This is a genomic window from Escherichia sp. MOD1-EC6300, from assembly GCF_002965045.1.
In the GTDB taxonomy this organism is placed as follows: Bacteria; Pseudomonadota; Gammaproteobacteria; order Enterobacterales; family Enterobacteriaceae; genus Escherichia; species Escherichia coli_F.
In genome coordinates this window covers 202,067-214,860 of record NZ_PTRH01000002.1, presented here as the reverse complement: position 1 = coordinate 214,860, position 12,794 = coordinate 202,067, and the positions used below count along the sequence as shown (strand labels likewise).

At 50.1% G+C, this 12,794-nt stretch carries 10 protein-coding genes and 1 tRNA gene; 6 read left to right on the top strand and 5 right to left on the bottom strand.

The window, feature by feature from the left end; translation table 11 throughout:
• A complete protein-coding gene (gene yejF, locus BGE37_RS03745; protein WP_032184627.1) occupies positions 1–1,590 on the top strand; it encodes a microcin C ABC transporter ATP-binding protein YejF in 1,590 nt (529 codons plus the stop codon).
• Positions 1,591–1,593: 3 nt separating this feature from the next.
• Here the strand turns inward: yejF and BGE37_RS03740 are convergent, their stop codons facing one another.
• The 3 genes from BGE37_RS03740 to rsuA all read right to left on the bottom strand — a co-directional run bounded on the left by BGE37_RS03740 (position 1,594) and on the right by rsuA (position 4,184).
• On the bottom strand, positions 1,594–1,938 hold the full coding sequence (locus tag BGE37_RS03740) for a YejG family protein (RefSeq protein WP_000202798.1): 345 nt from the start codon (positions 1,936–1,938) through the stop codon (positions 1,594–1,596).
• A 332-nt stretch (positions 1,939–2,270) separates the two neighbouring features.
• Positions 2,271–3,461, bottom strand: a complete 1,191-nt coding sequence (gene bcr / locus BGE37_RS03730) for a multidrug efflux MFS transporter Bcr (RefSeq protein ID WP_000213385.1) — start codon at positions 3,459–3,461, stop codon at positions 2,271–2,273.
• A gap of 27 nt (positions 3,462–3,488) precedes the next feature.
• Complete coding sequence (rsuA, locus tag BGE37_RS03725) at positions 3,489–4,184, bottom strand: 16S rRNA pseudouridine(516) synthase RsuA (RefSeq protein ID WP_105287790.1); 696 nt, start codon at positions 4,182–4,184, stop codon at positions 3,489–3,491.
• Between the two features lie 148 nt (positions 4,185–4,332).
• On the opposite strand from rsuA, the gene BGE37_RS03715 reads away from it, so the two are divergent.
• Positions 4,333–6,093 (top strand): DEAD/DEAH box helicase, encoded by a 1,761-nt coding sequence (locus BGE37_RS03715; RefSeq protein ID WP_000578096.1) that lies wholly within the window; start codon positions 4,333–4,335, stop codon positions 6,091–6,093.
• Positions 6,094–6,217: 124 nt separating this feature from the next.
• Positions 6,218–6,502: a 50S ribosomal protein L25 gene (gene rplY, locus BGE37_RS03710; RefSeq protein ID WP_000494197.1), complete on the top strand. Its 285-nt coding sequence runs from the start codon at positions 6,218–6,220 to the stop codon at positions 6,500–6,502.
• A 140-nt stretch (positions 6,503–6,642) separates the two neighbouring features.
• Here the strand turns inward: rplY and yejK are convergent, their stop codons facing one another.
• Entirely contained in the window at positions 6,643–7,650 is a 1,008-nt protein-coding gene (yejK, locus tag BGE37_RS03705; RefSeq protein ID WP_000050789.1) for a nucleoid-associated protein YejK, read from the bottom strand.
• A gap of 181 nt (positions 7,651–7,831) precedes the next feature.
• Between yejK and BGE37_RS03700 the strand changes: the two genes are divergently transcribed.
• From BGE37_RS03700 to BGE37_RS03690, 3 genes are all read left to right on the top strand, one after another.
• Positions 7,832–8,059, top strand: coding sequence for a YejL family protein (locus BGE37_RS03700; RefSeq protein WP_001135667.1), 228 nt, complete (start codon positions 7,832–7,834; stop codon positions 8,057–8,059).
• A gap of 19 nt (positions 8,060–8,078) precedes the next feature.
• Positions 8,079–9,839, top strand: coding sequence for an LPS biosynthesis-modulating metalloenzyme YejM (yejM, locus tag BGE37_RS03695; RefSeq protein WP_105287789.1), 1,761 nt, complete (start codon positions 8,079–8,081; stop codon positions 9,837–9,839).
• A 74-nt stretch (positions 9,840–9,913) separates the two neighbouring features.
• A tRNA-Pro gene (locus tag BGE37_RS03690) sits at positions 9,914–9,990 on the top strand.
• Positions 9,991–10,091: 101 nt separating this feature from the next.
• Here the strand turns inward: BGE37_RS03690 and yejO are convergent.
• A complete protein-coding gene (gene yejO / locus BGE37_RS03685; RefSeq protein WP_123057315.1) occupies positions 10,092–12,686 on the bottom strand; it encodes an autotransporter YejO in 2,595 nt (864 codons plus the stop codon).
• Positions 12,687–12,794: the final 108 nt, after the last annotated feature.

Sequence of the window (12,794 nt, the reverse complement as noted above, 5' to 3'; positions counted from 1 at the left end):
ATGACGCAAACTCTGTTAGCGATTGAAAATTTGTCGGTGGGTTTTCGCCATCAGCAAACCGTACGCACAGTAGTCAATGATGTTTCACTACAGATTGCGGCTGGCGAAACGCTGGCGCTGGTGGGTGAGTCTGGTTCAGGTAAGAGCGTTACCGCGCTGTCAATTTTACGCCTGCTCCCTTCCCCGCCGGTTGAATATCTCTCCGGCGATATTCGTTTTCATGGCGAATCGCTACTTCATGCCAGCGATCAAACGTTACGCGGTGTACGCGGTAATAAGATTGCCATGATTTTTCAGGAACCGATGGTGTCGTTAAATCCATTGCATACCCTGGAAAAACAGCTTTATGAAGTGCTTTCACTCCACCGCGGGATGCGTCGGGAAGCGGCTCGTGGCGAAATTCTTAACTGCCTTGATCGCGTCGGTATCCGCCAGGCGGCAAAACGGCTGACAGATTATCCGCATCAGCTCTCCGGCGGCGAACGCCAGCGGGTGATGATTGCGATGGCGCTGTTAACGCGACCGGAATTATTAATTGCCGATGAACCGACCACCGCGCTGGACGTCTCTGTCCAGGCGCAGATTTTACAGCTGTTGCGCGAACTGCAAGGCGAGCTGAATATGGGCATGCTGTTTATTACTCATAACCTCAGTATTGTCAGAAAACTGGCTCACCGCGTGGCGGTAATGCAAAACGGTCGCTGTGTCGAGCAAAATAACGCTGCTACGCTATTTGCCTCACCCACTCATCCTTACACACAAAAGCTACTCAACAGTGAACCGTCAGGCGACCCGGTCCCATTGCCAGAACCTGCCTCAACGTTGCTAGATGTTGAACAGCTTCAGGTTGCCTTCCCCATTCGCAAAGGGATTTTGAAGCGCATTGTGGATCATAATGTGGTGGTGAAAAACATCAGTTTTACGCTACGGGCGGGTGAAACACTGGGTTTAGTGGGCGAGTCCGGTTCCGGGAAAAGCACGACGGGACTGGCGCTGCTGCGACTGATTAACTCTCAGGGCAGCATCATTTTTGACGGTCAGCCATTGCAAAATTTAAACCGCCGTCAGCTATTACCTATTCGCCATCGCATTCAGGTGGTATTTCAGGATCCTAACTCCTCGCTCAACCCACGACTCAACGTTTTGCAAATTATCGAGGAAGGTTTACGGGTTCACCAGCCGATGCTTTCTGCCGTGCAACGCGAACAACAAGTGATAGCCGTGATGCATGAAGTGGGATTAGATCCTGAAACACGCCACCGTTATCCGGCGGAGTTCTCTGGTGGTCAGCGGCAACGTATTGCGATTGCCAGGGCGTTAATTCTTAAGCCCTCGCTGATCATTCTTGATGAACCAACATCATCGCTCGACAAAACGGTACAGGCGCAAATATTGACGCTATTGAAATCATTGCAACAAAAGCATCAATTGGCCTATTTGTTTATCAGTCACGATTTGCACGTTGTCCGCGCGTTATGTCATCAGGTTATCGTACTGCGACAAGGGGAAGTAGTGGAACAAGGACCGTGCGCGCGCGTGTTTGCCGCACCGCAGCAGGAGTATACGCGTCAGCTACTGGCGTTGAGCTGACGCTTAAAAAGGATTGTAGTTTGAGAAGGGTTCGGCAATTGCCACACCAAAATTTTTCAATCGGCATGTTGCAGCAAACTCGTCCTGGCGATTTACAAACAGGCACGGCTCACCTTCACACTCCAGTACCGAGCATGGAACTTCGATGTCGCTTAACGCCTGGCTTAGTTTGTACATCACCGACCATGCATTATCACCATCCGGGCTAAGCAATTTAAGCGCCACCAGGCTGTTGTCACCGCACGGTCCATTTTGCGGAATCGGTTCAACCTTCGAACCTGCGAAACCAGCAGACCAGCGATAGTTCTGCGGCAGTCGATGGACGATTGAGAGTTGTAATGAAGTCACTTATTTTCCCCGGAAGCACATTTACTTCACAATTTGTTTACATCAATTTTAACACATCATCAACAATCCGTCTTTATACAGATCGTAAAGATTGATACCTCGCCAGCGTGGCCTCTATGGCTCTGATTTAAATAATATCTGCGGGCGTGGTCACGTTTGCGGGGCTATATGTACCCGTTTCTGCGATCTAACTCAACCTTTTTAACTACAATGATGTGACTTTTTACATAAATTGATTTTACATAAAATAAACATATATCGGGGGAATGATGGATTTGTGGTTGACATGCATCAACAAAGGAAGCCTTTTAGCTTCCTCGTTGTGCAATAGATCACCGTTTTTTCGGCCGACTGGCGTACAGACAGAAGAGAATGGAGCTGGTTGCGCAGAATGCAATTGACCAAATCATCGGCCATGCAGAGTTAAAGGTCGCAAGAGAAAGCAATGCGCCAACAATTGCCCCTATGCCAAAACGGAAGGTTCCTGCCAGCGAAGATGCCGTTCCCGCCATATGGGGAAACTCATCAAGAATGACCGCCATCGCATTAGATGACACCATCGACACGCAGCCCACAAACGCCGCAACGCCAACTACCAGCGACCAGAATCCCAGCCCCAGCAGCGCACTGATGACCATCCACGCCGCCATAATAAACTGTATCCACAACCCCGAGCGGAACATATTTAACGCGCCAATACGGCGGACGAAGCGACTGTTAAAGATGGTCATCACGAACAGGAAAACAATGTTTAGCGCAAAGTAATAACCAAAGTTTTCCGGCGCGACGTGGTTAATTTCAATGTAGACAAACGGTCCGGCGCTCAGGAACGAGAACATTCCGGCAAAGCTGAAACCGCTGGCCAGCATATAACTCAGGACACGCTTATGACGAAACAGCGCCGCAAAGTTACCAATAGTGGTACGAATGTGAAAAGGCTGGCGACGCTCCGGTGGTAAGGTTTCTTTGATCAGAAAGAAGATCATTGCCGAAGCCAGAATCGCCGCTACGGCGAGGATCCAGAAGATGTAATGCCAGCTCAGCCACACCAGCACCCAGCCGCCAACTATCGGTGCCATCAGCGGTGCAATGGTCGTCACCAGCATGACAAACGACATCATCCGTGAGAACTCTTCCTTCGGGTAGATATCACGCATTAAAGCGTTGATAACCACGCTGGCCGCAGCCGCAGCCAGACCGTGGAAGAAACGCATCACAATCAGCTGATCGATGGTTTGTGCCAACGCACACGCCACCGCGGCGGCGGCAAACACCAGCGTACCGCCAAGAACCACCGGCTTACGCCCGAAACTGTCTGCCATTGGCCCGTAGATTAACTGCCCCAACGCAAAGCCCAGAATATAAGTACTGAGGGTCATCTGCGTACTGCCCGCAGGTACGCCAAATTGCGCTGAAATTACCGGTAGCGCGGGCAGATACATATCAATCGACAGCGGCATCAACATGGCCAGCAGGCCAAGGATAAAAACAATAGCAAACGACGAATGCTGTCGGGTGGTCACAACGGGCTCCTGAAAGTCATTAAAAAGTTAGACGACGCTGGCAATTTCTTCTTCAGTTAACGGACGATATTCACCGGGGGCTAAATCAGCATCCAGCGTAATGCCGCCAATACGTTCACGATGCAGCTCAACCACGTGGTTACCCACGGCGGCGAACATGCGTTTCACCTGATGATAACGCCCTTCGCTGATGGTCAGACGAACCTGCGTTGGGGTAATCACTTCCAGCCTCGCCGGCTTAGTGAGATCTTTTTCGTTATGCAGCTGCACGCCTTTAGCAAATTGCTCTGCCGTATCGTCAGCTACGGGTGATTCCAGCGTCACCAGATAGGTCTTCTCGCAATGATGGCGCGGAGAAGTAATGCGGTGCGACCACTGACCATCATCAGTCATCAGCACCAGACCGGTGGTATCGATATCCAGACGCCCTGCGGCGTGCAGTTTCCACGCTACCGGTTCATCAAGAAAATAGAGCACCGTTGGGTGATCCGGGTCATCAGTTGAGCAAACATAGCCCTGAGGCTTATTGAGCATGAAGTAACGTGGACCGTGTTGCTGCGCCAGCGGATTGCCATCGTAAGCGACTTCATGTTCAGGTAGCAGTTTGAACGCTGCGTTACGGACGATTTCGCCATCGACGGTGACACGATTGCCGCGGATTTCACGCCCGGCAATAGCACGGCTTACGCCGAGTTGCTGTGCGATAAATTTATCAAGTCGCATGTGTGTGATTTTGCCTGTAAAAACGGAGGTCGGGCATTGACCCGAAAATCTGAACTGTTGTCTGCCCAGTATAGCGGTCTAATAACTTCCCTCAAGGGAAAAAGATCCGTGGCATACTATTAGCAGAATAATCTACCTACGCGAGACCATGATTTTTACACTCCGTCCATATCAGCAAGAAGCCGTGGATGCCACGCTCAACCATTTTCGTCGTCATAAAACCCCTGCCGTTATCGTGCTGCCCACCGGTGCCGGTAAAAGCCTGGTGATAGCGGAACTGGCGCGGCTGGCGCGTGGTCGTGTGCTGGTGCTGGCACACGTTAAAGAGCTGGTGGCGCAAAACCATGCAAAATATCAGGCGCTGGGACTGGAAGCCGATATCTTTGCCGCTGGGCTAAAGCGTAAAGAGAGCCACGGTAAAGTAGTATTTGGCAGCGTGCAATCGGTCGCCCGTAACCTTGATGCCTTTCAGGGTGAATTTTCACTGTTGATTGTCGATGAATGCCATCGTATTGGTGACGATGAAGAGAGCCAGTATCAGCAAATCCTCACTCACCTGACAAAAGTGAATCCCCGATTACGCCTGTTAGGGCTGACTGCCACGCCTTTTCGGTTGGGCAAAGGCTGGATTTATCAGTTTCATTATCACGGCATGGTACGCGGCGATGAGAAAGCCCTTTTCCGCGACTGTATTTATGAGCTGCCGCTGCGTTATATGATTAAACACGGCTATCTGACGCCGCCAGAACGACTGGATATGCCAGTAGTGCAATACGATTTCAGCCGATTGCAGGCACAGAGTAACGGGCTGTTCAGCGAAGCCGATCTCAACCGTGAGCTGAAAAAACAGCAACGTATTACCCCGCACATCATCAGCCAGATTATGGAGTTCGCCGCAACGCGCAAAGGGGTGATGATTTTCGCTGCGACAGTCGAACACGCAAAAGAGATTGTCGGCTTGCTGCCCGCTGAGGATGCAGCACTTATTACCGGCGACACGCCCGGCGCTGAACGCGATGTATTAATTGAAGATTTTAAAGCCCAGCGTTTTCGCTATCTGGTCAACGTCGCGGTACTGACCACCGGATTTGACGCCCCGCACGTCGATCTTATCGCTATTCTGCGCCCTACCGAATCGGTGAGTCTTTACCAACAAATTGTCGGGCGCGGTCTGCGTCTGGCTCCAGGCAAGACTGATTGCTTAATTCTTGATTATGCGGGTAATCCTCACGATCTCTACGCGCCGGAGGTCGGTACACCGAAAGGAAAAAGTGACAACGTTCCGGTACAGGTTTTCTGCCCTGCCTGCGGTTTTGCCAACACCTTTTGGGGGAAAACGACCGCTGACGGGACATTGATTGAACACTTTGGTCGTCGTTGTCAGGGATGGTTTGAAGATGACGACGGTCATCGCGAACAGTGTGACTTCCGCTTCCGTTTTAAGAATTGCCCACAATGTAACGCAGAAAATGATATAGCCGCCCGCCGCTGCCGCGAATGTGACACCATTCTGGTTGATCCGGACGATATGTTAAAAGCGGCGCTACGACTGAAAGACGCGCTGGTATTACGCTGTAGCGGCATGTCTTTACAGCATGGGCACGACGAGAAAGGCGAATGGCTGAAAATCACCTATTACGATGAAGACGGCGCGGATGTGAGTGAGCGTTTCCGTCTGCAAACGCCCGCCCAGCGTACCGCCTTCGAGCAGCTTTTTATCCGCCCGCATACGCGTACACCGGGCATCCCTCTGCGCTGGATCACCGCTGCTGATATCCTCGCCCAACAAGCGTTGCTGCGCCATCCGGATTTCGTCGTCGCACGAATGAAAGGCCAGTACTGGCAAGTGCGCGAAAAAGTGTTTGATTACGAAGGTCGTTTTCGTCGGGCACACGAATTACGCGGTTAATGGTAGTTTTAATTGATGTGCAAGGCGATTGAGTATAGAATCTCGCCCGCTTTTGCATATGCAAAGCAGATCACTTACCTGTTGCTGGGTCGCCTGTAGCAGGATTAATTTAAGAGAGAAAGAAATGTTTACTATCAACGCAGAAGTACGTAACGAGCAGGGTAAGGGTGCGAGCCGCCGCCTGCGTACCGCTAACAAATTCCCGGCAATCATCTACGGTGGCAACGAAGCGCCGCTGGCTGTTGCTCTGGATCACGACAAAGTCATGAACATGCAAGTTAAAGCTGAATTCTACAGCGAAGTTCTGACCATCGTTGTTGACGGTAAAGAAATCAAAGTTAAAGCTCAGGACGTACAGCGTCACCCGTACAAACCTAAGCTGCTGCACATCGACTTCGTTCGCGCTTAATCGCTGAATAAGTTGTAAAAAAAACCCCGCTCCGGCGGGGTTTTTTGTATCTGCAAATTATGCCTGATTACGGTATTGCTATTTTTTGTAGGCCAGATAAGGCGTTCACGCCGCATCTGGCATTCATAACACCAAACCGATTAATTGCCGCCAGACGTCCGGCGCTGCAATTGATCGCGCAGGTTCGGCGGCGTGCCTTTAATGGTCAGGGTATCGGTCGCCGGATCCCAGAAAATCCGTTCGCCCAACAGCATCGCATCAAAGTTAATAGTCAAGCCACCGCCGCTACCGGCAAACTTCGTCAACTGACGCAACGTGCTACGGTCTGCCGGGAAGCTCTCTTCAAGTTCGTAGCCTTTTTCAGCCGCAAATTCCGTGAAGCTCACTTCGCTGACGCCCGCCAGCTCTTTCGACAGCGATTCAAGCTCGATCTCTTCACCCGCCTGCAATTGCTCATTACAGTAGCTGTAGACCTGCTGACGCACGTTCTGCCGTTCTGCTTTATCCAGTTGTGCTTCGGCAGTGAAATCATCAACCGCCTGCAATAATCCGCGGTTTTGCGCTTTCGCGTTCAACCCTTCGCTGGCACCGAGGAAGTCCATGAAGAAATCGGCCACTTTGCGCCCTACTCGCCCTTTCAGGAAAGTGAGATAGCGGGTCGACTCTGGATTGGTTTCCCACTCGGTTAAATCGATACGCGCAACAATATCCGCATGATTGATATCAAGATAATGGGTTGGGTTGATGTCGAGATTTTCGTTAACACGCATACTGCTCAGGTTGCTCAGAACTGCCACCAGCAGATACTCCACCGCCAGATAGCGATAGTGGCAAAACAGCACGAATCCACCGTCAGCAAAAGGATATTTCGCTAATTCGTCACGCAGGCGACCGGTTGCCGCGCGGCTAAATGCCAGAAAGTCCTCTTCGCCCTGACGCTGTAAGCGCAGCGTCTGCGCCAGTTCACTCTCTTCGCTGAACAAGCCGTATGCTTTATTTTTGGCGCTATAGACCCGATGCAGTTCTGCCACCATCTCTACGACGGTTTCTGTCGGTTCCAGCAATGAATCGCGCAACACCAGCTCAAGGTTCTGCTCATCACGCTTGATAAGCTGGTGCAGAGCAATCTGGTTGATATCCAGACTCATGATAAACTCTCCTTTAAGACCGGCCGGTATTCAACCACCGCCGGTAAAGCGACGCAATAAAAGATGGCGGTCATTTTACAGAAGGCGGCGTAACGAGAATGATTTAACGCATAAAAAAGCAGAAAAAAAACCGTTGCTACGGTAATATGTTGCCCTTTCATCAACTAACTGATTTCGATTTATGCCACAAATTTCCCGCTACAGTGATGAACAGGTTGAACAATTGCTCGCAGAGCTGCTCAACGTACTGGAAAAACATAAGGCTCCGACCGACCTTTCCCTGATGGTGTTAGGCAACATGGTCACTAACCTTATCAACACCAGCATTGCCCCGGCCCAACGCCAGGCAATTGCCAACTCTTTTGCCCGCGCCTTACAGTCCTCTATCAACGAAGACAAAGCGCACTAAGGGAAACAGATAACAGGTTATGGTAACTCATCGTCAGCGCTACCGTGAAAAAGTCTCTCAGATGGTCAGTTGGGGGCACTGGTTTGCACTGTTCAATATTCTGCTTTCGCTCGTCATTGGCAGCCGTTACCTGTTTATCGCCGACTGGCCGACAACGCTTGCTGGTCGCATTTATTCCTACGTAAGCATTATCGGCCATTTCAGCTTCCTGGTGTTCGCCACCTACTTGCTGATCCTCTTCCCGCTGACTTTTATCGTCGGCTCCCAGAGGCTGATGAGGTTTTTGTCCGTCATTTTAGCAACGGCGGGAATGACGCTATTACTGATCGATAGCGAAGTCTTTACTCGTTTCCATCTCCATCTTAATCCCATCGTCTGGCAGTTGGTTATCAACCCAGACGAAAATGAGATGGCGCGCGACTGGCAGCTGATGTTCATTAGCGTGCCGGTTATTTTATTGCTTGAACTGGTGTTTGCGACGTGGAGCTGGCAAAAGCTACGCAGCCTGACGCGTCGTCGGCGCTTCGTGCGCCCGCTGGCCGCATTCTTATTTATCGCTTTTATTGCCTCGCATGTGGTGTATATCTGGGCCGATGCCAACTTCTATCGCCCGATCACCATGCAGCGCGCTAACCTGCCGCTTTCGTACCCGATGACGGCACGACGTTTTCTTGAGAAGCATGGTTTGCTTGATGCACAAGAGTATCAACGCCGTCTCATTGAGCAAGGTAACCCAGACGCTGTTTCCGTTCAGTATCCGTTAAGCGAACTGCGCTATCGCGATATGGGCACCGGGCAGAATGTGCTGTTGATTACTGTCGATGGCCTGAACTACTCACGCTTCGAGAAGCAGATGCCTGCGCTGGCAGGTTTTGCTGAGCAAAATATTTCGTTCACGCGCCATATGAGCTCCGGCAACACTACAGACAACGGCATCTTTGGCCTGTTCTATGGCATCTCGCCAAGCTATATGGACGGCATTCTGTCGACCCGTACGCCTGCGGCGTTAATTACTGCGCTTAATCAGCAAGGCTATCAGCTGGGGTTATTCTCATCAGATGGCTTTACCAGCCCGCTGTATCGCCAGGCATTGTTGTCAGATTTCTCGATGCCGAGCGTACGTACCCAATCCGACGAGCAGACCGCCACGCAGTGGATCAACTGGCTGGGCCGCTACGCACAAGAAGATAACCGCTGGTTCTCGTGGGTGTCTTTCAATGGCACTAACATTGACGACAGCAATCAGCTGGCATTTGCACGGAAATATAGCCGGGCGGCAGGCAATGTTGATGACCAGATCAACCGCGTGCTAAATGCGCTGCGTGATTCCGGCAAACTGGTCAATACGGTAGTGATTATCACTGCCGGTCGGGGTATTCCGCTGAACGAAGGGGAAGAAACCTTTGACTGGTCCCACGGTCATCTTCAGGTGCCATTAGTGATTCACTGGCCCGGCACACCGGCGCAGCGTATTAATGCCCTGACCGATCATACCGATCTGATGACGACACTGATGCAACGCCTGCTACATGTCAGCACACCTGCCAGCGAATATTCACAAGGTCAGGATTTGTTCAACCCCCAACGCCGTCATTACTGGGTTACGGCTGCGGATAACGATACGCTGGCAATTACCACCCCGAAAATGACGTTAGTGCTGAACAATAACGGTAAATACCGCACGTACAACTTACGTGGTGAAAGAGTGAAAGATGAAAAACCACAGTTAAGTTTGTTATTGCAGGTGCTGACAGACGAGAAGCGTTTTATCGCTAACTGATTAATTATAAATCAGTTAGCGAAATATCTTACTTGCATTCGTTGTGGAAAACGGTAGTATTAGCAGCCACGAGTCGGCACGTAGCGCAGCCTGGTAGCGCACCGTCATGGGGTGTCGGGGGTCGGAGGTTCAAATCCTCTCGTGCCGACCAAAAATCCCAAGAAAACCAACCTATTGTGGTTGGTTTTTTTATATCTGCGATTAATTTGATAAACAGACCGCGACACATTACGGCCTGTTTATTTTCTGTTATCAGAACGTCCAGACCACACCCGCCTGGGTATTCCACGGTGATTCTACCCCCGCGCCATTGCCATAGCTGACAGACAAATGACCGCTTAACGTCGGGGTAAACGATGACCTTATCCCAGCCTGATAAACGCCACGGGTTCCAGCCACGTCATTATTAAATTTGCCGTCGTCATTAACTTTCACTTGGTTAGAATCGGCGTATTCCTGACGCACGGCGGCTTTCAGCCAGGGTTCCAGCGTCGTACCGTTTTGCAGGTCCATGTGATAGCTTACCGCCGTTCCCGCTTCAGCGCGTAATATGCGGGTATTTCCCACATCCGCGTGCATGCCGTTTGATAACGTATAGTCCTGACCATCAGTGGTAAAGCCGGTAAAGGACAGATAAGGCCTTACATTCCACAGCCCCTCCCCCCAACGGAACCCGCTCTCGACATGAGCACCCGCGCCGTTACTATTGTAATCGCCAAACGCTGTTGCCCCATTACTCATCTTGCCATGGATGGTGTTGGCAAAACGGTCAACTTTCACCACCCCGTCAACATAGGCACCGTTTTGATGCTCCCAACCGGCATAAGCACCCAGAGTATAGCTATCGATATTACCTTTACCGCCGCGATCAAAACCAATATCAGAATGAGAGTAACCAAAGAATAAGCCACGAATTGTGCTGCTTTCTTCACGGGAGAAACGGCTATCGATACCGAGCGTCAGCCCCGTCAATGTTTGCTCAAAGCCAGCTCCCGCATCAGTGGTTACGTTGTTGCGGGTGTTAATTGCCGAACTCCACATCGCCGTATCGTAATTAACGCCTTTTACGCTACCAAGACGCTCACGCACGGTGTCCAGTTCTGCATCAAATACCAGCGGTTGCGCTGCCGCCATATTCAGCACATCAGTGGTTGAAGGGGTAATTTGCGCGCGATTCTCTGCCAGACTCCAGCTATGGTTGCCATTATCCAGCAAGGTATATTCATACGTACCGATATCAACAACGCCTCCGGCATTGCCCAAGGTAAATGCAGCATCACCGCCGCCCGTTGTTACCAGTGTAAGGCTATCACCTGCTGCCGGGCTGGCCCCCGTGTCCGTCACAAATATTTTGAAATCACCTGTTGCCTGACCGGTCACGTTGAGCTGATCGCTCTGATGATTAGCCATATCGGTACGCATATAAAAATTGCCGTTTCCCGATAGGGTATTGGTGGTCAACGTAGTGAAATTTTCCGCACTTGCCGTCACAGATGAACGAGTCACTGGCTCAGCCATCATAACGACAGTTCCGTCTGACATCACCAGGTTTGCTAAATTGAGACGGGTGTTTTGGTTTATATTATTGATATCGGCAATAATAGCCCAAAAACTCTCTTCGATAGAAACATCTGCTTTACTGGTATCCACTGCGCCATGCGTTCTTAAAGATGCACCATCAGAAACCACCAAGTCACCTAAAAATGTAGCCGGTGTATAAAAATTTAATTCTAGCGCCATTGCATCAATAATGCCCTCATTTCCTCTGACTGTTACGTTAACCATTGTGCCAGTCCAGACATTAGCGCGACCATTATCGATAACCATATTTTCAGATATGGCATTTGAGGAATATTTTATGCTTCCATTCTGCACTGACCGACCAAGATCATAAACTGCATGTGCCTGCACTCTCGTACCAGTATCTCTTCCCAACGATTGCATGGTTGCATGCTCATCAAGGATAGTGTCAATTGCCTGAGTGCCCTCCATAACAATTAGCCCGGAACCATCATCCAGTTCATAATTTTTAGACACGCCATCTTTTATGCTAAATTGGCCTTTACTGTTTGTACCACTCACTTCCAGCGCATTCGTTGAAACAATTAATTTTCCGCCTGCTTTTTTGTCAACGCCAGTTGCAGTCCCGCCATCCATAACCTCCAGTAAACCACCACTATCCACAGTGGTATTATAAGCGAAGTCATTCTCTTCAACCCGCAAACTTCCGCCGTTTTCCAACAGCATATTGTTAGCAACCCCATCTTTGATATCAAACTGACCGAGACGGTTTGTTCCGAATACCTCCATGGCCCGCGTGGTTGTTTTAATCGCACCGCCTGCTTTTTGATCTACCGCAAATGCCAATCCGCCATCTTTAACCTCCAGTAGTCCTCCCTTTTCGATAACGGCGAAGATGGCAATGCCATCTTTTTCAATAATTAAGCGCCCGCCTTTAATGGTAGTATCATTCGCTGCGCCATAAACCTGTAGCACACCATTATTGAGGGTAGTCTGGTTTGCCGCGCCACCCATTTGAACAATTTGATAACCGTCATTTAATACTGAGTATTCTGCGGTGCCATTCATTTCAATGTACTGATACCCTCCGTTAATTTCAGTATTATTACTTACACCAAATTCTTTTATATGCTGTTCTCCGCCAGGATTGATTTTCGTATTATTGGCGGTCCCATAAACCAGCTGGATATCTTTTTCCAGGACAACACCATCAACTGTCTCACCATACTCAACAGTTGATGCCAATGCTATGGGTGAATATAACGCTGTAGCCACCAGAACAGATATTGCGGAACGACAAAGAGAAACAGAACCAGATTGATGCATTGAGCTTTCATCCTATGAAATTAATTGCTGTCAAAAGCATTGGGTACTGAAAATACCCATAGCTCCATACCCGGAGTCAGTTTTTAAAAACTGTTTAAAGAAATGCAC

Coding starts and splice junctions, on each gene's coding strand:
- yejF (WP_032184627.1), top strand. CDS start 1: ATGACGCAAACTCTGTTAGCGATTGAAAATTTGTCGGTGGGTTTTCGC.
- rsuA (WP_105287790.1), bottom strand. CDS start 4,184: ATGCGACTTGATAAATTTATCGCACAGCAACTCGGCGTAAGCCGTGCT.
- BGE37_RS03715 (WP_000578096.1), top strand. CDS start 4,333: ATGATTTTTACACTCCGTCCATATCAGCAAGAAGCCGTGGATGCCACG.
- rplY (WP_000494197.1), top strand. CDS start 6,218: ATGTTTACTATCAACGCAGAAGTACGTAACGAGCAGGGTAAGGGTGCG.
- yejK (WP_000050789.1), bottom strand. CDS start 7,650: ATGAGTCTGGATATCAACCAGATTGCTCTGCACCAGCTTATCAAGCGT.
- BGE37_RS03700 (WP_001135667.1), top strand. CDS start 7,832: ATGCCACAAATTTCCCGCTACAGTGATGAACAGGTTGAACAATTGCTC.
- yejM (WP_105287789.1), top strand. CDS start 8,079: ATGGTAACTCATCGTCAGCGCTACCGTGAAAAAGTCTCTCAGATGGTC.
- yejO (WP_123057315.1), bottom strand. CDS start 12,686: ATGCATCAATCTGGTTCTGTTTCTCTTTGTCGTTCCGCAATATCTGTT.